The organism is Streptomyces sp. NPDC053426 (assembly GCF_055585405.1).
This window is the reverse complement of sequence record NZ_JBVJKE010000018.1, coordinates 104775-124255: the sequence shown is the minus strand read 5'-3', so window position 1 is coordinate 124255 and position 19481 is coordinate 104775. Positions and strand designations below refer to the sequence as shown.

The window sequence follows — 19481 nt, the reverse complement described above, 5'->3', positions numbered from 1 at the left end:
CGCCCGTATATTCGCCAGTACGGCAGTACACCACCCGGCACGACCCCGGAGGGAACCGTGGAGATCCTGGCGTTCGGAGTGCAGGCCGACGAGAAGCCCCTGATCGAGCGGGCCTTCGCCGGGCACCACGAGGTGCGCGGCCTCGACGTCTTCCTCAACGCGGACACCGCCCCCATCGCCGCCGGCCACGAGATCGTCTCCACCAGCGTCAACTGCGACCTCGGCGCCGAGGTGCTCTCCGACCTCGCGGCCGGCGGCACCCGGATGGTCGCCCAGCGCTCCACCGGCTTCAACAACATCGACCTGGAGGTCGCCGAACGGCTCGGCCTGACGGTCGCCCGGGTGTCGTACTACTCGCCGTACTCGGTCGCCGAGTTCGCCTGGACGCTCGCCATGGCCGTCAACCGCCGGGTCGTCCGCGCCTCCATCCGCACCCGCGACTTCGACTTCCGGCTCGACGGGCTGATGGGCCGCGACCTGCACGGCCGCACCGCGGGCGTCCTCGGCACCGGGAAGATCGGTGAGGCGTTCGCCAGGATCGCCCACGGCTTCGGCATGCGGCTGCTCGGCTGGGACGTCACCGAGAACCCCGCCTGCCTGGACCTCGGCATGACCTACGTCCCCAAGGAGCAGCTCCTCGCCGAGTCCGACCTGATCAGCCTGCACGTCCCGCTGCTCCCCGCCACCCAGCACCTCATCGACGCCGACGCCCTGAAGGCCATGCGGGACGACGCGATCCTGGTGAACTCCAGCCGGGGCGGCCTCATCGACACCGCGGCCCTCGTCGCCGAGCTGCGCGAGGGCCGCTTCACGGGCGTCGGCCTGGACGTGTACGAGGCGGAGGCGGGACTGTTCTTCCTCGACAAGTCCCTGGAGGCCGTCGACGACGACACCCTGGCCCGCCTCGTCACGTTCCCGAACGTGCTGGTCACCTCACACCAGGCGTACTACACCGTGGACGCCGTCGGGCAGATCGTCGGGACCACGGTGAACAACGTCCTCGACTACACCGCCGGCCGCCGCTCCGAGAACGTGCTGGTGCCCCGGAGCTGACCCATCAGCTCCCGGACGATCGCCGTGCCGTTCAGGGTCAGCACCGACTCGGGGTGGAACTGCAGCCCGGCGACCGCGTTCCCGGGCGCGCCTCCGGCACGACCCGGCCCCCGCAGCGCGTGCACCTCGCCGTTGGCGGCGCGGCTCACCTCGACGCCGTGCGCGGCCAGCTCCCGCGCGGTGTCCTCGTCGCAGCGCGCCACGAAGCTGTTGTAGAAGCCGACCGTCTCCGGCCGCCCGAACAGGTCGATCTCCGTCTGCGCCCCCTGGTACGGCACATCCTTGCGCACGATCTCCAGGCCCAGCTCGGCCGCGATCAGCTCATGGCCGAGGCAGACCCCGAGGACGCCGTGCCGGCCCTCCCGGAGCACCTCGGAGGTCAGCGCGCGCAGGAACCGCATCTTCGGGTCCGCCGTGTCGGACGGGTCGCCCGGTCCGGGGCCCAGCACCAGCGGCCCCTCGTGCCCGAGCACCGCCTCCCGCAGTCCCGGCTCGTCGTACCGGCGGACGGTCACGTCCAGCCCGGCGGCGCGCAGCACGTGGGCGAGCATCGCGGTGAAGGTGTCCTCCCCGTCGACGACCAGGGCGTGCCCGGTCAGCTCGTCCGACCGCTCCTGCATCCGCAGCCAGAACGGCGCCAGTGAGGCCCGCCGCCCGTCCAGCGCCGCCCGCACCCGGGGGTCGTCGGCCAGCTTCGGCCGTACGGACTCCTCGCGCGGCCGTCCCGGACGCACGCCCAGCGCGGCCAGTACGCCGGCCGCCTTGGCGTGGGTCTCCGCGACCTCGCCCGCCGGGTTCGAGCCGCGCACCAGCGTGGCCCCGACCGGCACCCGCAGCCCGCCGGCCGGGTCGATGTAGGCGGTACGGATCAGAATGGGGGAGTCCAGCGTCTGGGCGCCGCCCTCGCCGCGGCCGATGAGGGCCAGGGCGCCCGCGTAGTAGCCGCGCCCGCCCACCTCGTGCCGTTCGATCACCCGGCAGGCGTTCTGCACCGGTGACCCGGTGACGGTCGCCGCGAACATGGTCTCCTTCAGCACCTCGCGCACATCCAGCGAGGACCGGCCTCGCAGCTCGTACTCGGTGTGCGCGAGGTGCGCCATCTCCTTCAGCCGGGGCCCGACCACGACCCCGCCCATGTCGCCGACGGTGCACATCATCTTGAGCTCCTCGTCGACGACCATCGACAGCTCCTCGATCTCCTTGCCGTCGGCGAGGAACTCCAGCAGGTGCTCGGGGGTCGGACCCTCGGCGGGATAGCGGTAGGTGCCGCTGATCGGGTTCATCACGACCGTCCCGCCCGACGCCCGCACGTGCACCTCGGGGCTGGCCCCGACCAGGGTCCTGTCCCCGGTGTGCACGACGAACGTCCAGTACGCGCCCCGCTCGCCCTCCAGGAGGCGCCGGAACAGCGCGAGCGCGTCGGCCCGTCCGAACCCGGGGATCTCACCCTCGTACGTCCGCCGGATCACGAAGTTGGCGCCCTCGCCCCGCCCGATCTCCTCGTCCAGGACGCGCCCGACGATCCGCGCGTACTCCTCGTCGCCGACGTCGAAGCCGCCGCCCTCCACCCGGACGTCGTGCGCGGGGAGCCGGTCGAGGGCCTCGGCGAGCGGGAACTCGTACCGCTCCTCGGGCGTCAGCACCAGCAGCGGGGCGCCGTCGTCACGGACGTCGAAGCCGCGCTCGCGGATCTGCCGGAAGGGGACGACCGCCAGGCACTCGTCGGGCAGGTCGGCCAGGAGGTCACGGGTGCCGACCGGGCCGATCAGCAGCTCGACCACGTCGTGGTCGTGGCCCGGCGTGCGGCGGCGCAGCAGGGCGAAGGGACGGTCGTCGTGCGGGAGCTGTGCCAGGTCCATGATGGGCCTTCCTCGTTTCGTCGCTGTCATGAGCGTGAGGAACGGCCCCGGGAAACACCGAAGGCCGCCCCTCGGGCGGCCTTCGCGAAGTCTGTGCGTACGCGCAGTCAGTGGGCCGCCGGAGAAGCGGGCCACCACCAGTTCTGGGTCGAGTGCGCGAACATGTGACGCACCCTACCCCATGTCCACGGAACGTATCGCCTGTCTCACTTTCTGGGCATGGCCCGGAGGCGGCGAAAGCACCCCGTAGTGTTGAGGGCGTGACCGTGAACGCTAAGACCAGCCCGAGCGCTGGCAACACCTGGCGAGACCTGCCCGCGGCGCAGCAGCCCGAGTACCCCGACACCGAGGCTCTGCGCGCAGTGATCGCGGACCTCGAGTCGTATCCGCCGCTCGTCTTCGCGGGCGAGTGCGACCAGCTGCGCGCCCGGATGGCGTCCGTCGCCAAGGGAGAGGCGTTCCTGCTCCAGGGCGGCGACTGCGCCGAGGCCTTCGACGCCGTGTCCGCCGACCACATCCGCAACAAGCTGAAGACGCTGCTCCAGATGGGCGCCGTCCTCACGTACGCCGCGTCCGTGCCGGTCGTGAAGGTCGGACGGATCGCCGGCCAGTACTCCAAGCCGCGCTCCAAGCCGACCGAGACCCGCGACGGCGTGACGCTGCCGACCTACCGGGGCGACTCCGTCAACGGCTTCGACTTCACCGAAGAGGCCCGGATCCCGGACCCCGAGCGGCTGAAGCGCATGTACCACGCGTCGGCGTCCACGCTGAACCTGGTGCGCGCCTTCACCACCGGCGGCTACGCCGACCTGCGCCAGGTGCACGCCTGGAACCAGGACTTCGTGAAGTCGTCCCCGTCCGGCCAGCGCTACGAGCAGCTCGCCCGGGAGATCGACAACGCGCTGAACTTCATGCGGGCCTGCGGCACCGACCCGGAGGAGTTCAAGACCGTCGAGTTCTTCTCCTCGCACGAGGCGCTGCTGCTCGACTACGAGTCCGCCCTCACCCGCGTCGACTCGCGCACCGGGCAGCTCTACGACGTCTCCGGGCACATGGTGTGGATCGGTGAGCGCACCCGGCAGCTGGACCACGCGCACATCGAGTTCGCCTCGCGGATCCGCAACCCGATCGGCATCAAGCTCGGTCCGAGCACCACGGCCGAGGAGGCGCTGCAGTACATCGAGCGCCTCGACCCCGAGCGGGAGCCCGGCCGGCTGACCTTCATCGTCCGGATGGGCGCGGACAAGATCCGCGACAAGCTCCCCGAGCTGGTCGAGAAGGTCACCGCGTCCGGCGCCACCGTGGCCTGGGTGACCGACCCGATGCACGGCAACACCTTCGAGGCGGCCTCCGGCCACAAGACCCGCCGCTTCGACGACGTGCTCGACGAGGTGAAGGGCTTCTTCGAGGTCCACAAGGGGCTCGGCACCCACCCGGGCGGCATCCACGTGGAGCTCACCGGCGACGACGTCACCGAGTGCGTGGGCGGCGGCGACGAGATCTTCGTCGACGATCTGCACCAGCGCTACGAGACGGCCTGCGACCCGCGGCTCAACCGCAGCCAGTCGCTGGACCTGGCGTTCCTCGTCGCGGAGATGTACCGCGACCAGTGACCGTTGCGGCCGGTGACACCGGCTGAGGGGTGGGGCGTGTATCACACGGGATCGCGCCCCACCCCACTTTTGTGCCCTTCGGGCGGCAGGTAAGGTTAGGTTAGCCTCACCGACCAGGGGTCGGAACGGCTCGACCCAGTCCCCTTCCGGGAGGTGAACCGCGTGTTCGTCTGCAGTTGCTTCGGTGTGACCGAGGAACAGGTGAAGAGTCACGCGGACGCCGGAGCGTGCACGCCCCGGCAGATCGCCTCCGCCTGCAAGGCCGGCACCGACTGCGGCGGCTGCGTACGGCGCATCCAGGCGCTGCTCGGCCGCGGCTCCTGCCCGCGCCGGCAGCTCGTCGACCAGGGCGAGCCGCCGCTCACGGCGAAGGTCCCGGAAGCCGCCTAGTCCCGGCGGGCGGGCCCGCCCTAGTGGGTCGAGAAGCCGCTCGTCCCCGGACCCGACGAGTCGGGCTGGGACTGCTCGATGACCGTCGACAGGTACAGCGACTCGCCCAGTTTCTCGATCAGGTCGAGCTGGGTGTCCAGGTAGTCGATGTGGTGCTCCTCGTCGGCCAGGATCGCCTCGAAGACGTTGGCCGACGTGATGTCGCCCTTGTTGCGCATGACCTCCACCCCGCGGCGCAGCCGGTCGATCGCCTCCAGCTCGATCTCCCGGTCGGCCTGGAACATCTCGGTCACGGTCTGTCCGACCCGGACGTGGAACAGCCGCTGGTAGTTCGGCAGGCCGTCGAGCAGCAGGATGCGGTCGGTGAGCACCTCGGCGTGGCGCATCTCGTCGAAGGACTCGGCGCGCGTGTACTCGGCGAGTTTCGTCCAGCCCTTGTGGTCCTGCAGCTTCGAGTGCAGGAAGTACTGGTTGATCGCCGTGAGCTCGGCGGTCAGCTGCTCGTTCAGGAATTCGATGACCTCGGGGTCGCCCTGCATCGCATGGGCTCCTTCCGCGCGGGGGAACTGGCAGGTTGGGCCGCATGATTGCACCGGCGGAGAAGATCGTCCAGTAAGTCTTGACTTAGTAAGTAAGTACGTGCTTAGTCGTTTCTGTACCTGTTTGACCGAATCTGCGGGGCCCGGTTCAGGGGCATCGCCACCGGTCTGTCAGGATGGAGGCATGGGTCAGCCGGCGGAACGCGAATCGGGGGAGCGCACACCACAAGGAGCGGCGCGGTTCGAGCTCCCGCCGGGTCAGCGGCTGCAGAAGGGCTGGCCGGTCACGCACTACGGGCCGGTCCCCAAGTTCCGGCCCGAACGCTGGGAGTTCCGGGTCTTCGGCGCCACCGCCGACGGCGCCAAACACTGCTGGAACCACGAGGAGTTCACGGCCCTGCCGTACACCACCGTCGAGGCCGACCTGCACTGCGTCACCAAGTTCAGCATGGTCGGCGCCGAGTGGGGCGGGATCCCGGCGCGCACCATCGTGGACATCGCCCCGCCCGCGCCGGACGTCACCCATGTGATGGTCTGGGCGGAGTACGGATTCAGCTCCAACCTCCGGCTGGCCGACTTCACCTCCGAGCGCGCCCTCTTCGCCACCCACAAGGACGGCGAGCTGCTCACCGCCGAGCACGGCTTCCCGCTGCGGCTGATCGTCCCCCATCTGTACGCCTGGAAGGGCCCCAAATGGGTGCGCGGCGTGGAGTACATGACCGCCGACCGCCGGGGCTTCTGGGAGGAGCGCGGCTACCACAACGTCGGCGACCCCTGGACGGAGCAGCGCTACTCCTACCAGGAGGAGCCCGGGGACGGTCCCGAGCTGTAGAGCCGGGAGAGCCCGTCAGGAGTCCCGGAGCTTCTTCAGCCGCTCCACGTCCGCGGCGTGTCCCTCCTTGCCGCCGGGCGTCTCGATGACCAGCGGTACGCCCTCGGTCGCCGGGTGCGTCATCAGCGCCCGGAACGGGTCCTCGCCGATGTGTCCGGCGCCGATGTTCGCGTGCCGGTCCTTGTGCGCGCCGACCACGTCCTTGGAGTCATTGGCGTGGATCAGCTTCAGCCGGCCCTCGCCGACGGTGTCCACCAGCAGGTCCAGCGTCTGACGCATCCCGTCCGGCCCGGTCAGGTCGTGGCCGGCCGCGAAGATGTGGCAGGTGTCCAGACAGACGCCCAGCTTCGGATGGGCGTCCAGCGCCTCGAAGTACGGCCCGAAGTCCCAGGTCCGCGAGCACAGCGAGGAGCCCTGTCCCGCCGTGGACTCCAGCAGCAGGAACGGGTCGTCGTCATGGGTGAGCTCGTCGAGCAGCGGCAGCATGTGCTCCCGTACCTGCCGCAGCGCCACCGCCCGCTCCCGCCCGCCGGTCGCGCTGCCCGTGTGCACCACCACGCCCAGCGCGCCGATCTCCCGGCCGCGCCGCAGCGAGTGCCGCAGCGACTCCACGGACCGCTCGACGGTCGCCTCGGTGTGGGACCCGAAGTTGATCAGGTACGGGGCGTGCACGTACGCCGGGATCGAACCGGCCGCGCAGGCCGCGCGGAACGCCTCGTCCTGCCGGGGGTTGCCGGCCGGGGTGGCCCAGCCGCGCGGGTTGGCGACGAAGACCTGCACCGTCTCGGCGTTCAGCTCACGGGCGTAGGACAGGCCGACGGAGTGCAGACCGCCGGCCACCGGGACATGGCCGCCGACCGGGTTGCGGGCGGGACCGGACAGGTGACTCTTCACCCGTCAAGGGTGTCATGTGCGCCGGTTTCGTCCGTCAGCGGATCTCGATGGTTATCGTCGAGCCCTTGGGCGCGGTGTCCCCGCCGTCCACGGACTGGCCCTTGACGGTGTCGCCGAAGAGCCCGAGCAGTCCGCGGTCCTCGTCCACGTCGAACCCGGCGTCCTCCAGCTTCCGCTTGGCCTCGTCCACGCTGTCGCCGATCACGTCCGGCACCTCGATCATCTCGGGGCCCTTGGACAGCGTCAGCGTCACGGTGTCGCCCTCGGCGGCCTGCCGCCCCGCGCCCGGGGTCTGCCGGGCCACCCGGCCGGCGTCGTGCTCGGAGTTGACCCGCTCGGCGGCGATCCTCACCTCGAGGCCGGCCTCCTCCAGCTCCGCGCGGGCGTCCTCCGCGTCGTCGCCGGTGACGTCCGGCACGTCCACCGGGCTGCCCTTGCTCACGGTCAGCGCCACGGCGGAGTCCGCGCGAACCTTGGTGCCCTTGCCCGGCTCGGTGGAGATCACCGAGCCCTTGGTCACGGAGCCGCTGAACTCACGGGTGACCATGCCCGGCTCCAGGCCCTCGTCCTTCAGCAGCTCCCGCGCCTTGTCCAGGGGGTAGCCGTCGAGGTCGGGCACCCGCACGGTCTGCGGACCCTTGGAGAGGGTCAGCGACACCGAGTCGCTGCCGCGGACGCGGGCGCCCGCCTTCGGGTCGGTGCTGATCACCGTGCCCCGCTCCACGGTGTCGCTGTACGCCTCCTTCACCCGGCCGGCCTCCAGCCCGGCGTCCGCCAGCCGGTCCCTGGCCTCCTGCTCGGTCTTCCCCAGCAGCGGCGGGACCTTGGTGAACTGGCCGGAGTTGATGTACCAGATGCCCGTGCCGACCCCGAGGACCAGGAGCACGGCCACGACGATCGCCATCGGTCCGCGCCGCAGCGCGGTCCGGCGCCGGGGCGGCAGCGGCGGCGGGGACTGGAACCTGCTGGTGTGGTGCGGGGGGCCCGCGGCCTCGTCGTCCTCGTTGACGGGCAGCGGGCGGGGGACACCGAGCGAGCGCGGGATGACGCTCGTACGGTCCTCCGCGTTGTCGTGCTCCGAGGTCAGCGCCTGCGGCGGGACCGCGTCGAGCTGCTCGGCGGTGAGCAGGCCGCGCCCCGCGCGGACCCGCGCGAGCAGCGCCACCGCGTCGTGCGGGCGGATCTCGGGGTTGCGGGCGGTCGCCGACGCGACCAGCTCGTCCAGCTCGTACGCCATGCCGGGCACGGCGGCCGACGGGGCCGGCACGTCGTCGTGCAGGTGCTTGTAGAGCACGATCGCGGGGGAGTCGCCGTCGTGCGGCTTCTCGCCGGTCAGCATCTCGTAGAGCAGGATGCCGCAGGCGTAGACGTCCACACGGGGGTCGGCGACGCCGTTCTCGATCTGCTCGGGGGCCAGGTACGAGACCGTGCCCAGCACGGTGCCCGTGGTGTTCGTCACCGAGTCCACGGCGCGGACCAGCCCGAAGTCGGCGACCTTGACCCGGCCGTCGTCCCCTATCAACACGTTCTCGGGCTTCATGTCGCGGTGCACGAACCCGGCCCGGTGCGCGGCGCCGAGCGCGGCCAGCACCGGCTCCAGGATGTCCAGCGCGGCGCGCGGCTGGAGCGCGCCGCGCTCGCGCAGCACGTCGCGCAGGGTGCAGCCGGCGATGTACTCCATCGCCAGGTAGACGTACGCCCCGTCGGTGCCCTGGTCGAAGACCTGCACCACGTTCGGGTGGGCCAGCCGGGCGACCGACTTCGCCTCACGGATGAACCGCTCGACGAACGAGCCGTCGGCCGCGAGGGAGGGGTGCATCACCTTGAGCGCGAGGATGCGGTCCAGACGGGTGTCCACGGCCCGGTAGACCGTGGCCATCCCGCCGACCGCGATCCGCGCCTCGACGCGATACCGGCCGTCGAGCACCTGCCCGACCAGGGGGTCCTGAAGGGTCGTATCCACGCCCCGAGTCTACGAGCCCCCACCGACACCCCCAGCCGCTTCGCCCTCCGTTGAAGCGGACCTGTGACGTGCACCGCATGACTGCGGGCACCCCCGCCGTGTAACTGCGGGCAATCGTGCCTCCCCCAGTGCCTCAAGGGCCTGGGAGGTGCCCCCAGGGCGGCACGGGTGGGCGGTGGGGGTACCTCCCGCTCGAGCGAAGCCGAGAGTGGGGGAGGCACCCGGCAAGCGCCGGTAAGCGAAACCCACCCCCGCCCGGCCCCAGCAAGCAGCGCCTAGAAAGCAGGCCGCTCAGGATCCAGCACGGCAAGCCCCTCCGCAGGAGACGACGCCTCGGCGGCGAACCACCGCCGAGGAATCCGCCCCGCCAACCGAGCGAGCCGCCCCGCCTCCACCGCGGACCGCATGGCGGAAGCCATCACCACCGGCTCCTGCGCCCGGGTGACCGCCGACGCCAGCATCACCCCCGCACACCCCAGCTCCATCGCCAGCGCCACATCGGACGCGGTCCCGGCCCCCGCGTCGAGGATCACCGGCACCCCCGCCCGCTCCACGATCAACTCGAAGTTGTGCGGATTCCGGATCCCCAGCCCCGACCCGATCGGCGACCCCAGCGGCATGATCGCCGCACACCCCGCATCCTCCAGCTTCCGCGCCAGCACCGGATCGTCGTTGGTGTACGGCAGCACCGTGAACCCGTCGTCGACCAGCGTCTCCGCCGCGTCCAGCAGCTCGATCGGGTCCGGCAGCAGCGTCCGCTCGTCGGCGATGACCTCCAGCTTGACCAGGTCCGTGCCGAGCGCCTCCCGCGCGAGGCGCGCGGTGAGCACGGCCTCCCCGGCGGTGAAGCACCCCGCCGTGTTCGGCAGCACCCGGATGCCCAGCTTCTCCAGCACCGACAGCACGGACCCGTGCACCGACGGGTCCACCCGCCGCATCGCGACGGTCGTCAGCTCCGTCCCGGACGCCACCAGCGCCCGCTCCAGCACGTCGAGGCTCGGTGCCCCGCCGGTGCCCATGATCAGGCGGGACGTGAAGGACGTACCACCGAGGAGGAACGGATCGTCGGCCATGGTCAACCTCCTTGGACGGCGGTCAGGACTTCCACGCGGTCACCCTCGCAGAGGGGCGTGGCGGGCCACTGCGCGCGCGGGACGACGGTTTCGTTGAGGGCGGCGGCCACCCCGGAGGGAGCCGCGGTGAGCGACTTCACGACGAGGTCGAGAGCCGTGCCGGGCGCGAACTCCCGGCGCTCCCCGTTGACCGAGATGTTCATACGGGCTGCTCCGCGCGGACGGCGGCGCCGAAGCGCCGGGGGGTGAACGGACGGGCCACCTCCGGCAGGACGCCGGTGGTCAGTGCCTCCGCCATGGCGTCGCCGGTGACCGGTGTCAGCAGGACGCCGTTGCGGTGGTGGCCGGTGGCGAGCAGCAGCCCCTCGAGCTCCGTCGGGCCGAGCAGCGGCGCGTTGTCGGGGGAGGCGGGGCGCAGCCCGGCCAGGGTCTCGGTCAGCGGCAGCTCGGTGATGCCGGGGACCAGCTCGTGGGCGTCGCGCAGCAGCTCGTACACGCCGCCCGCGGTCACGGTGGTGTCCCAGCCCATCTCCTCGCTGGTCGCCCCGATCACCAGCTCGCCGTTCTCGCGCGGCACCAGGTAGACATGGCTGCCGCGCACCACGGCCCGCACGGTCCGGTTCAGGAAGGGGCCGTGCCGCGCGGGCATCGTCAGCCGCACCACCTGCCCCTTCACGGGGCGCACGGGAGGCAGTACGTCCGCCGGAACGCCCGCCAGCCGCCCGCTGAGGCTGCCCGCGGCGAGCACCACCTGCCCGGCGCCCAGCTCGGTGCCGTCGGCCGTGACCACGCCCGTCGCGCGGTCTCCCGCGACGACGAGCCGCTCGGCCCGCGCGCGGTGGACTCCCACGCCCGCGCGCTCACAGGCGGTGACCAGCGCGGCCGCCAGCCGCCGGGGGTCGATCTGGTGGTCGCCGTCCACCCGCAGGCCGCCGCGCACCCCCGGTGCGAGCATCGGCTCCAGGCGTCGGCAGTCCCGCCCGGACAGCCACTGCGAGTCCAGCCCGGAGCGCTGCTGCAGGGCGTGCAGTTCCCGCAGGTGGGCGCGGTCGTCGGCGTCCAGTGCCACGGCGAGCGTGCCGCACGCGCGGTAGCCGAGGTCGTGGCCGGTCAGCTCGGTCAGTTCGGCGGCGAAGCCGGGATAGCGCCGCGCGGAGGCGAGGTTCAGACCGAGCAGGGTCTCCTCGCCGTAGTGCAGTTCCGTGACGGCGGCCAGCATCCCGGCGGCCACCCGGGCGGCGCCGCCGCCCGGCTCGGGGTCCACCACGGCCGTGGCGAGACCGCGCTGCGCGGCCCGCCAGGCCGTGACCAGACCGATGATTCCGCCCCCGACGACGAGGACGTCTGAGGTACGCGTGGGCGACATGGGCGTCCAGCCCCTCCCTTCGCCGGCATGACCCGGATCAGGTTCGTACGGTCGGAGGCCGCCAGCCTCCCTCTCAGCCCGGTGCGTCCGGGCTCCCGCGAGTGCTTGTACGTTGGCCACCCTAGCCCTCAGGGCACCGCGCTTGTAAGGGAGCCTCCGCGTGGCACCATCGCTCGACGGACTCGTCCTCGCCCCCGTGGCCGACCAGGCCCCCGGCCAGGTCGGCACCCGCACCCGGTTCGTCTACCACGAGCGGGACGGCGAGATCTGGGCCGAGTACGCGGGCGGCGACGTCGTGCGCGGACACCTGGTGGGCACCCGCGCGGGGGACCGGCTGGACTTCCGGTACGTGCAGCTCAAACGGGACGGCACGACCTCCTCGGGGCACTGCGTGTCGACGGTCGTGGAACTGCCCGACGGACGCGTACGGCTGGAGGAGAGCTGGGAGTGGGAGTCGCAGCCGGGCAGCGGGACGAGCGTGGTGGAACAGCTCGGCCGACCGGCGCCGCGTCAGGTGTCTAAGGTGAGCGGGTGAGCGAGCAGACGCAGGGACCGGAACGGTCCGAGCCGGGGCGGGTGGTGGTGGCGGGCGCGGGCATGGCCGGCGTGCAGACCGCCCTCGCCCTGCGGGAACAGGGTTTCACCGGCACCGTGACCCTGATCGGCGCGGAACCCCACCAGCCGTACGACAGGCCGCCGTTGTCCAAGGCGGTGCTGCTCGGCAAGGCCGAGGACTCCGCCTTCGACGTCGACTTCGAGGACGCCGGCATCGAACTGCGGCTCGGCTGCGAGGTGCTCGGCCTGCGCCCCGCCGACCACGAACTGGACACGGAGAACGGGCCCGTCCCGTACGACGTCCTGGTGGTCGCCACCGGTGCGGAACCGGTCCGGCTGCCGGGCGCGGAGGGCGTGCCCGGCGTGCACCTGCTGCGCACCCTGGACGACGTCGCGCGGCTGCGTCCCGTGCTCGCGCGGCAGCACGACATCGTGGTGGTCGGCGCCGGCTGGATCGGCGCGGAGTTCGCCACGGCGGCCCGCGAGGCGGGCTGCGCGGTCACCGTCGTGGAGGCGGGGGAGCGGCCGCTCGTCGAGGCGCTGCCCGCCGAGGTGACCGCCCCGATGGCCGCCTGGTACGCCGAGGCGGGCGTCACGCTGCGCACGCACGCGCGCGTGGAGCGCGTCGAACCCGGCGCCGCGGTCCTGGACGACGGCACGCGGCTGCCCGCGGGCGCCGTGGTCGTCGGCATCGGGGCCCGGCCCGCCACCGCCTGGCTGGCGGGCTCCGGGATCGAGCTCGGGACGCACGGCGAGGTCGTCGCCGACCGCCATCTGACGACCTCCCTGCCGGACGTGTACGCGGTCGGCGACTGCGCGTCCTTCCCGTCCGGGCGCTACGGCGAGCGTCTGCTGGTCCACCACTGGGACAACGCCCTCCAGGGGCCGCGCACGGTCGCCGTGAACATCCTCGGCGCGGCCACCGGCCGGGAGCCGGTGGTCTACGACCCGGTGCCGTACTTCTGGTCCGAGCAGTTCGGGCGCTTCGTGCAGTACGCGGGACACCACGCGGACGCCGACCGGACGGTGTGGCGCGGGGACCCCGCCGAGGCGGCGTGGAGCGTCTGCTGGCTGCGGGGGTCCCGCCTGGTCGCGCTGCTCGCGGTGGGACGGCCCCGGGACCTGGCGCAGGGGCGCAGGCTGATCGAGGCGGGCACGGCGATGGACGCGGAGCTGCTGGCGGACCCGGCGCGGCCCCTGAAGTCGGCGACGGCGTGACACCCCGGCCCGGCGCGTCCGCCCGGGCGGGCGGGGCTGGCTTCCGACTGTCAGTGGCAGATGGCAGGCTTGTCCCGTGACCGAGATTGACGCAAAGACCGATGCTCTCGTCCCCGCCTGGCTCACCCTGCCCGACATCGCCGAGATGCTCGGTGTCGAGGTGACGCGCGTCCGGCAGCTGGTCAAGGAGGGCCAGCTCATCGCCGTACGCCGAGGTGAGAACCGCGCGCTGCACGTGCCCGCCGCCTTCATCGACGGGGACAAGGTCGTCAAGGGTCTGAGCGGGACCCTGACGCTCCTGCGGGACGACGGCTTCACGGACGAAGAGATGCTGGAGTGGCTCTTCACCCCCGACCCCTCCCTGCCGGGCACCCCGGCCCAGGCACTCAGTGAGAACCGCGGCACGGAGGTGAAGCGCCGCGCCCAGGCGCTCGCGGTCTGACCGCACCCGACCGACAGGACATGCGAACGGCGGCGGCCGGGGCGTCGGCCCCGGCCGCGTGACGCGGGGGGACGGGCCTCCGGCGGCGCCCGGTCCGGGAGCCGCCCGGGTCCTCGAAGGCGTCCGGACGGAGGGGCCGCCGGGCGCGGGGTCCGCGGCAGACGTGCTTCCGGGGCGGGGCGGCTCCGTGCGACAGGTACCGGACTCCGGGTATCGGGCTTCGCGCACCGGGTGAGGGCGTCCCGCGGTGCGCGGACGGCGCGCGGGCATCCGTGAGGGGGCGTCTCGCGGTCGCCGGCGCGGCGGCATAGGGTCCGTTGCGGTGTGCGCCGCCCCGGTCCGTGACCGTCGCGAGCGCCCGCCGCCGACACACCGGGCCCACCGGGTCCGTACGCCGCCGACACCCCGGGGGGACCCACGTATGACCGCCACCGCTCGCGCCCGGCTCGCCGACGCCCGGCTCTACCTGTGCACCGACGCCCGCAGGCGGCAGGGCGATCTCCCGGAGTTCCTGGACGCGGTCCTGTCCGGCGGGGTCGACATCGTGCAGCTGCGGGACAAGGGCATGGAGGCCGACGAGGAGCTCGAGCACCTCGCGGTCCTCGCCGACGCCTGCGCCCGGCACGGCAAGCTGCTCGCGGTCAACGACCGCGCGGACGTCGCCCACGCCGCCGGAGCCGACGTACTCCACCTCGGCCAGGGCGACCTGCCCGTCCCCGCCGCCCGCGCGATCCTCGGCGACGACGTCCTGATCGGCCGCTCCACCCACGCCGAGTCCGAGGCCGCCGCGGCGGCCGTCCAGCCCGGCGTGGACTACTTCTGCACCGGCCCCTGCTGGCCCACCCCCACCAAGCCCGGCCGCCACGCCCCCGGCCTGGACCTCGTCCGGTACACCGCCGCCCTGGGCACCGAGCGCCCCTGGTTCGCCATCGGCGGCATCGACCTCGGCAACCTCGACGAGGTGCTGGACGCCGGTGCCCGCCGGGTCGTCGTCGTACGGGCCGTCACCGAGGCGGACGACCCGGGCGCGGCGGCGGCCGAGTTCGCGAAGCGGCTGCGGCGGGCGGCGCCCTCGGACGCCGGATGACCCCCGTGCGTCTCGGGTCTGTCCAAGGGGTGGACAACAAGTCGGCATTTCAGACAAATATCCCGCATCCGGTTGGGGGACCGCCGCCCCCTGGCTAACCTGCCGGTATGGCCCTCGGAACCGCATCCACCAGGACTGATCGCGCACGCACCGTGCGCGACATGCTCGCCGCCGGCGAGACGACGTATTCGTTCGAGTTCTCGGCGCCGAAGACCCCCAAGGGCGAGCGGAACCTGTGGAGCGCGCTGCGCAGGGTCGAGGCGGTCGCGCCGGACTTCGTCTCCGTGACCTACGGCGCGGGCGGCTCCACGCGCGCCGGCACGGTCAAGGAGACCCAGCAGATCGTCGCCGACACCACCCTCACCCCGGTCGCCCACCTCACCGCGGTCGACCACTCCATCGCCGAACTGCGCAACATCATCGGCCAGTACGCCGACGCCGGGATCCGCAACATGCTCGCCGTGCGCGGAGACCCGCCCGGCGACCCGATGGGCGACTGGGTGCCGCACCCGCAGGGACTGACCTACGCCGCCGAACTCGTCCGGCTCATCAAGGAGTCGGGCGACTTCTGCGTCGGCGTCGCCGCCTTCCCGGAGATGCACCCGCGCTCAGCCGACTGGGACACCGACGTCGCCCGCTTCGTCGACAAGTGCCGGGCCGGCGCCGACTACGCGATCACCCAGATGTTCTTCCAGCCCGAGTCCTATCTGCGGCTGCGTGACCGAGTCCACGCGGCGGGCTGCGAGACCCCGGTGATTCCCGAGGTCATGCCGGTGACCAGCGTGAAGATGCTGGAGAGGTTGCCAAAGCTCAGTAACGCCGTGTTCCCGGAGGCCCTCAAAGAGCGGATCCTCGCAGCGAAGGACGATCCGGCGGCGGTACGCTCGATCGGTATCGAGTTCGCCACGGAGTTCTGCGCCCGGCTGCTGGCCGAGGGAGTGCCCGGACTGCACTTCATCACGCTCAACAACTCCACGGCGACCCTGGAAATCTACGAGAACCTGGGCCTGCACCACCCACCGCGGGCCTAGACCGGTCGCACTCATATACGACACACTGAGTAGCGACCACTGGGAGAGGGGCGTACATGGGCTGGGCGGTCCTCTACATCGCGTTCGGCATTGTCGCGCTGTGGTTGCTCGGTGAGGTGCTGCTGCAGTACAAGGCGCGCCTGCGCTGGCGGCTGCTCGCCTTCGCCGGCTTCCTCGGTGTCGTGCTCGGCGTGCTGATCCCGTCCGTGGTCGTCATCGGTCTGGGCGCCGCGGCCTTCGCGGTCGGCCAGACCTATGTGACGCTGTCGTTCCGCCGCGGCTTCGCGGCCGGCTGGGCGGTCAACGCGCCGATACTGGCCGCCGCCAAGGGCCGCCGCGGCGACCGCGGGCACCAGGAGCCGACCCTGGAGGTCTCCGGCCTGGAGGAGTCCGCCGCCGGTTACGGCGACGAGGACGACGCCCCCCGCGACCGGGCCGGCCGCCAGGCGGACGACGACTACGACCGCGACGACGTGTTCACCCCCGCCGCCCGCCCCGACCAGCCGGCGGCCGCCGAGACCACCGCCGTCTACGAGCCGCAGCCCATGCCCGACGACACCGGCTCCTACGGCGTCTACGGCGGCGACACCGGGTACGCGGCCCCGGCCCAGGACCAGTACGCGGCGGCCGCCCAGGGCGCCGACCCCAACTACACCTACGACTACTCCGGTTACGGACAGCAGCAGGGCTACGACACCACGGGCCAGCAGCAGTACGCGGCCTACTCCGACCCGTACATCGGCAACTCGGCCTACGGGGACACCTCGTACGACACCGGCTACGCCGACCCGCAGCAGTACTCCCAGCAGGGCTACGGGCAGGACCCGTACGCCCAGCAGGGCTACGGCGGCGAGACCCCGGCCGGCGGCCTGTGGGTCCCGCAGCAGCGCAGCGCCGACGACCCGTACGGCGGTGAACTCCCGCCCGAGCAGCAGCAGTACCCGTACCAGGGCGACGGGCAGACGCACGGCAACGGCAGCGGGTACGACGAGCAGTACCGCTACTGAGCGCGCTCACTGCGACCCGCGGAACTCCGGCCCCTCCACGATCAGCCCGGCGACCAGCGCCCCCGACATCCCGGCGTGCGGGAGCCCGCCGCCGGGATGGGACCAGCCGCCGGCCGTGAACAGCCCTGCCAGCCCGGTGCTGTTGGCCGGGTGGAGCAGCCGCCCGCCTGCCGCGGCCAGCGCCGGTACCGGCACCGCGCCGCCCTCCGCGCCGGTCTCCCCGGCGATGTCGGCCGGGGTGCGCACCTCGTGCCACAGCAGCCGGTCGCGCAGCCCGGGTACCGCGCGTTCGGCGACGGCGGTCAGACGCTCGGCGTACGCGTCCCAGGACTCCTCGGCCCCGGCGGGCACCACCGACGTCACCGTGACCGCCTCGTGGCCGGCGTCGGGGACCAGTGCCGGGTCGTCCGGCCGCAGCACCGTGACCGTGGGCCGCGGGGGCAGGCCCCCGGGCGCACCGGACAGCGACTCCAGTTCGGCCTCCCGGTCCTCCGCGTGCACGACCGTACGGTGCGGGGTCCCCTTTGGGCGCCCGCCCCGCAGCGCCAGCGCCACCGTCACCCGGCTCGCCGTCCCGGGCCGGGCCGGGACCTCGCCGGCACCGCGCACCCGCGTCCCCCGGCCCAGCCGCTCCAGCACCCCGGGAGCCACCCCGGCGACCACGAGGTCCGCCTCCGCGACGGTGCCGTCGGCGAGCTCCAGCCCCGCCGCCCGGCCGTCCTTCTCCGTCACCCCGGTGACCTCCGCGCCGAAGCGGAACTCCACCCGGCGGGCCAGACATCGCTCGTACACCGCCCGCGCCAGCTCCCGCATGCCGCCGCGCACGTACCACATGCCGAAGGCGTGCTCCATGTACGGCAGCACCGCCGCGCTCGCCGGGGTGGCGCGGGGATCGAGGCCGTACGCCAGGGCGTGGCTCTCCAGCAGCGCGGTCAGCCGGGGATCGCGCAGCTCCCACGCGCCGACCTCGGCGAGCGTGCCCGCCGTGCGCGTGCGCAGGAACTTCCTGTGCGGGACCGCCGGATACGGCTCGCGCTCGGCCAGCACCTGCCAGTTGGGCCACAGCGGCTCCTCCAGCAGCGGCCTGCGCGACCGGTCCCAGGCCTCCCGGGCCCGCACCAGGAAGTCCCCCCAGCGCCGGGCCGCGTCCGCCCCGAGGCCCTCTTCCAGCGCGGAGACGACGCCCGCGCGGGAGGCGTTCGGCAGCGACACGCGCGTACCGTCCGCGAACACGTGGTGCGACGACGGATCGACCTGGACCAGCTCGACGCACGCCTCCAGCGGCTCCTTGCCGGTCTTCACGAACAGATCCCGGTAGACCGCCGGCAGCGGGAGCAGGCCGGGCCCGGTGTCGAAGGCGAACCCGTCCCGCTCCAGACGGCGCAGCGCGCCGCCGTACGTCTCCGTCCGTTCGTACACCGCCACCCGGTGGCCCGCGACGGCCAGCCGGGCGGCGGCCGCCATCGCGCCCATCCCGGCGCCGATCACCGCAATCCGTGCCATGCCAGGGACTTTATCCGCCACCGCCGGCAGCCCGTCCCCGAGTACCCGCGCCCCCGTTCCGGCCCCCGGAACGGCGGCACCGGGCCGTGGGCGCGCGTGCGCAGCCCTGAGTACCCGTACCTAGCCGCCGAGTTGAGTACGCACGCGGATGGGGGCCGGCCCCCGGGAACGGAAGAGTGGAGACCACGGAGAGGGGCCCGGCCCCGGAACCGGCGGCACGGGGCGCCGGAACGGTACGGGCCCACGATCCGCTCCTTCCGCCGGCACCGTCGGCGGGAGCGAGGCACGGGGGAGCCCGGGGGACGACCGCAACGGGGTTCCGGGGGAACGCACGGGGGAGTGAGGAAGACGCCGGTCCGGCGGTGGCGCGGGGGACGCGGCCACCGCCGGACCGGCGCTTTCGTCCGTCCGGGGGTCAGCGGCGGCCGCTGACCCGCCCCTGCAGCAGCCGGGACAGGGCGGAGTGCACGTCGTCCAGGGAGCGCTCCGGCTGGAAGGACTTCCAGTCCAGCGCGGCCACCAGCACCATGCCGACCAGCGCCGCCGCCGTCAGCGGGACGTCGATCTCCTCGCTGAACTCGCCGCTCGCCACCCCCTCGCGCAGCACGCCCTCGACCACCGCCACGGCCTGCTGCCGCACCACCATCAGCGTGGACTGCCAGGCCCGGTTGGTGCGCCACAGCTCGGCCACGTACAGCTGGGTGAAGGCCGGGTAGCGGTCGATGAAGACCAGTCCCGCGCGGATCATCGCGTCCAGGGCGTCGACCCCGCCGCCGCCCTCCGCGGCCGTCCGCTCGGCCGCCTCCCGCAGAGAGGCGGTCAGCAGGCCGACCCCGTGCCGCAGCAGCTCCTCGAAGAGGACCGACTTGCTCGCGAAGTTGTAGTAGACCGTGCCCTTCGCGACCCCCGCCCGCTCGGCGATCTCGTCCACGGTGGTGGCGGAGAAACCTTGTTCGGCGATGAGGGTGACGGCCGCCTCGTAGAGCTTCTGCCGGGTGGCCTCGCGGCGGGCACTGCCGCCCGGCGTGGTGCTGCTGCGTTCCATGGCCCTGATTG

The 19481-nt window shown here is 72.8% G+C and carries 20 protein-coding genes and 1 riboswitch; of the genes, 10 read left to right on the top strand and 10 right to left on the bottom strand.

What is annotated here, in order from left to right; all coding sequences use genetic code 11:
• Positions 1-57: 57 nt before the first annotated feature.
• Positions 58-1053: a 2-hydroxyacid dehydrogenase gene (locus ACZ62B_RS31160; protein ID WP_469692932.1), complete on the top strand. Its 996-nt coding sequence runs from the start codon at positions 58-60 to the stop codon at positions 1051-1053.
• Here the strand turns inward: ACZ62B_RS31160 and ACZ62B_RS31155 are convergent.
• A complete protein-coding gene (locus tag ACZ62B_RS31155; RefSeq protein ID WP_344556012.1) occupies positions 1005-2912 on the bottom strand; it encodes an anthranilate synthase family protein in 1908 nt (635 codons plus the stop codon). The genes ACZ62B_RS31160 and ACZ62B_RS31155 overlap by 49 nt on opposite strands.
• Before the next feature lie 107 nt (positions 2913-3019).
• Positions 3020-3076, bottom strand: a complete 57-nt coding sequence (locus ACZ62B_RS31150; RefSeq protein WP_107062014.1) for a trp operon leader peptide — start codon at positions 3074-3076, stop codon at positions 3020-3022.
• A 96-nt stretch (positions 3077-3172) separates the two neighbouring features.
• Here ACZ62B_RS31150 and ACZ62B_RS31145 point away from each other — a divergent pair, with 96 nt between their 5' ends.
• Both ACZ62B_RS31145 and ACZ62B_RS31140 read left to right on the top strand, forming a co-directional pair.
• Positions 3173-4525 carry a class II 3-deoxy-7-phosphoheptulonate synthase gene (locus tag ACZ62B_RS31145; RefSeq protein WP_073936596.1) on the top strand — a complete coding sequence of 451 codons (1353 nt, stop codon included), beginning with the start codon at positions 3173-3175 and terminating at the stop codon, positions 4523-4525.
• Positions 4526-4678: 153 nt separating this feature from the next.
• Positions 4679-4915 (top strand): (2Fe-2S)-binding protein, encoded by a 237-nt coding sequence (locus tag ACZ62B_RS31140; protein ID WP_344556010.1) that lies wholly within the window; start codon positions 4679-4681, stop codon positions 4913-4915.
• Between the two features lie 20 nt (positions 4916-4935).
• Here ACZ62B_RS31140 and bfr read toward each other — a convergent pair whose 3' ends face one another.
• Complete coding sequence (bfr, locus tag ACZ62B_RS31135; protein ID WP_085572868.1) at positions 4936-5454, bottom strand: bacterioferritin; 519 nt, start codon at positions 5452-5454, stop codon at positions 4936-4938.
• A 184-nt stretch (positions 5455-5638) separates the two neighbouring features.
• Between bfr and ACZ62B_RS31130 the strand changes: the two genes are divergently transcribed.
• A complete protein-coding gene (locus ACZ62B_RS31130) occupies positions 5639-6286 on the top strand; it encodes a sulfite oxidase-like oxidoreductase (RefSeq protein WP_468722913.1) in 648 nt (215 codons plus the stop codon).
• A 15-nt stretch (positions 6287-6301) separates the two neighbouring features.
• Here ACZ62B_RS31130 and ACZ62B_RS31125 read toward each other — a convergent pair whose 3' ends face one another.
• From ACZ62B_RS31125 to thiO, 5 genes are all read right to left on the bottom strand, one after another.
• Positions 6302-7180 (bottom strand): deoxyribonuclease IV, encoded by an 879-nt coding sequence (locus ACZ62B_RS31125; protein ID WP_468722916.1) that lies wholly within the window; start codon positions 7178-7180, stop codon positions 6302-6304.
• Positions 7181-7214: 34 nt separating this feature from the next.
• On the bottom strand, positions 7215-9143 hold the full coding sequence (gene pknB, locus ACZ62B_RS31120; RefSeq protein WP_468722918.1) for a Stk1 family PASTA domain-containing Ser/Thr kinase: 1929 nt from the start codon (positions 9141-9143) through the stop codon (positions 7215-7217).
• A 275-nt stretch (positions 9144-9418) separates the two neighbouring features.
• Positions 9419-10216, bottom strand: coding sequence for a thiazole synthase (locus ACZ62B_RS31115; protein WP_344556003.1), 798 nt, complete (start codon positions 10214-10216; stop codon positions 9419-9421).
• Positions 10217-10218: 2 nt separating this feature from the next.
• Positions 10219-10419, bottom strand: coding sequence for a sulfur carrier protein ThiS (gene thiS / locus ACZ62B_RS31110; protein ID WP_073936590.1), 201 nt, complete (start codon positions 10417-10419; stop codon positions 10219-10221).
• Complete coding sequence (gene thiO / locus ACZ62B_RS31105) at positions 10416-11582, bottom strand: glycine oxidase ThiO (protein WP_469692927.1); 1167 nt, start codon at positions 11580-11582, stop codon at positions 10416-10418. The genes thiS and thiO overlap by 4 nt, the downstream gene beginning before the upstream one ends.
• A riboswitch (TPP riboswitch) is annotated at positions 11580-11691 on the bottom strand. It overlaps the preceding gene by 3 nt.
• Positions 11692-11742: 51 nt before the next feature.
• On the opposite strand from thiO, the gene ACZ62B_RS31100 reads away from it, so the two are divergent.
• The 6 genes from ACZ62B_RS31100 (at position 11743) to ACZ62B_RS31075 (ending at position 16922) form a co-directional block, all read left to right on the top strand.
• Positions 11743-12117, top strand: coding sequence for an avidin-fold protein (locus tag ACZ62B_RS31100; protein ID WP_344555999.1), 375 nt, complete (start codon positions 11743-11745; stop codon positions 12115-12117).
• Positions 12114-13355, top strand: coding sequence for an NAD(P)/FAD-dependent oxidoreductase (locus ACZ62B_RS31095; RefSeq protein WP_344555997.1), 1242 nt, complete (start codon positions 12114-12116; stop codon positions 13353-13355). Before ACZ62B_RS31100 ends, ACZ62B_RS31095 begins: the two co-directional genes overlap by 4 nt.
• A 76-nt stretch (positions 13356-13431) precedes the next feature.
• Positions 13432-13797 carry an Rv2175c family DNA-binding protein gene (locus ACZ62B_RS31090; RefSeq protein ID WP_132854322.1) on the top strand — a complete coding sequence of 122 codons (366 nt, stop codon included), beginning with the start codon at positions 13432-13434 and terminating at the stop codon, positions 13795-13797.
• A gap of 421 nt (positions 13798-14218) precedes the next feature.
• The gene (gene thiE / locus ACZ62B_RS31085; RefSeq protein ID WP_469692926.1) at positions 14219-14884 is read left to right on the top strand and encodes a thiamine phosphate synthase; all 666 of its coding nucleotides are present in this window, start codon (positions 14219-14221) and stop codon (positions 14882-14884) included.
• Positions 14885-14991: 107 nt separating this feature from the next.
• Positions 14992-15915: a methylenetetrahydrofolate reductase [NAD(P)H] gene (gene metF, locus ACZ62B_RS31080; RefSeq protein WP_344555992.1), complete on the top strand. Its 924-nt coding sequence runs from the start codon at positions 14992-14994 to the stop codon at positions 15913-15915.
• Between the two features lie 56 nt (positions 15916-15971).
• Positions 15972-16922 carry an SCO2102 family sporulation regulator gene (locus ACZ62B_RS31075; RefSeq protein ID WP_469692924.1) on the top strand — a complete coding sequence of 317 codons (951 nt, stop codon included), beginning with the start codon at positions 15972-15974 and terminating at the stop codon, positions 16920-16922.
• Positions 16923-16928: 6 nt separating this feature from the next.
• Here the strand turns inward: ACZ62B_RS31075 and ACZ62B_RS31070 are convergent, their stop codons facing one another.
• Together ACZ62B_RS31070 and ACZ62B_RS31065 are read right to left on the bottom strand one after the other, a co-directional pair.
• Positions 16929-18425, bottom strand: coding sequence for a phytoene desaturase family protein (locus ACZ62B_RS31070; RefSeq protein WP_469692922.1), 1497 nt, complete (start codon positions 18423-18425; stop codon positions 16929-16931).
• A 415-nt stretch (positions 18426-18840) separates the two neighbouring features.
• Positions 18841-19470, bottom strand: a complete 630-nt coding sequence (locus ACZ62B_RS31065) for a TetR/AcrR family transcriptional regulator (RefSeq protein ID WP_344555986.1) — start codon at positions 19468-19470, stop codon at positions 18841-18843.
• Between the last annotated feature and the right edge of the window lie 11 nt (positions 19471-19481).

Excerpts from the sequence above, each read along its gene's own strand:
- ACZ62B_RS31155 (WP_344556012.1), bottom strand. The coding sequence starts at position 2,912 with ATGGACCTGGCACAGCTCCCGCACGACGACCGTCCCTTCGCCCTGCTG.
- bfr (WP_085572868.1), bottom strand. The coding sequence starts at position 5,454 with ATGCAGGGCGACCCCGAGGTCATCGAATTCCTGAACGAGCAGCTGACC.
- ACZ62B_RS31130 (WP_468722913.1), top strand. The coding sequence starts at position 5,639 with ATGGGTCAGCCGGCGGAACGCGAATCGGGGGAGCGCACACCACAAGGA.
- ACZ62B_RS31115 (WP_344556003.1), bottom strand. The coding sequence starts at position 10,216 with ATGGCCGACGATCCGTTCCTCCTCGGTGGTACGTCCTTCACGTCCCGC.
- thiS (WP_073936590.1), bottom strand. The coding sequence starts at position 10,419 with ATGAACATCTCGGTCAACGGGGAGCGCCGGGAGTTCGCGCCCGGCACG.
- thiO (WP_469692927.1), bottom strand. The coding sequence starts at position 11,582 with ATGTCGCCCACGCGTACCTCAGACGTCCTCGTCGTCGGGGGCGGAATC.
- thiE (WP_469692926.1), top strand. The coding sequence starts at position 14,219 with ATGACCGCCACCGCTCGCGCCCGGCTCGCCGACGCCCGGCTCTACCTG.
- metF (WP_344555992.1), top strand. The coding sequence starts at position 14,992 with ATGGCCCTCGGAACCGCATCCACCAGGACTGATCGCGCACGCACCGTG.
- ACZ62B_RS31075 (WP_469692924.1), top strand. The coding sequence starts at position 15,972 with ATGGGCTGGGCGGTCCTCTACATCGCGTTCGGCATTGTCGCGCTGTGG.
- ACZ62B_RS31070 (WP_469692922.1), bottom strand. The coding sequence starts at position 18,425 with ATGGCACGGATTGCGGTGATCGGCGCCGGGATGGGCGCGATGGCGGCC.
- ACZ62B_RS31065 (WP_344555986.1), bottom strand. The coding sequence starts at position 19,470 with ATGGAACGCAGCAGCACCACGCCGGGCGGCAGTGCCCGCCGCGAGGCC.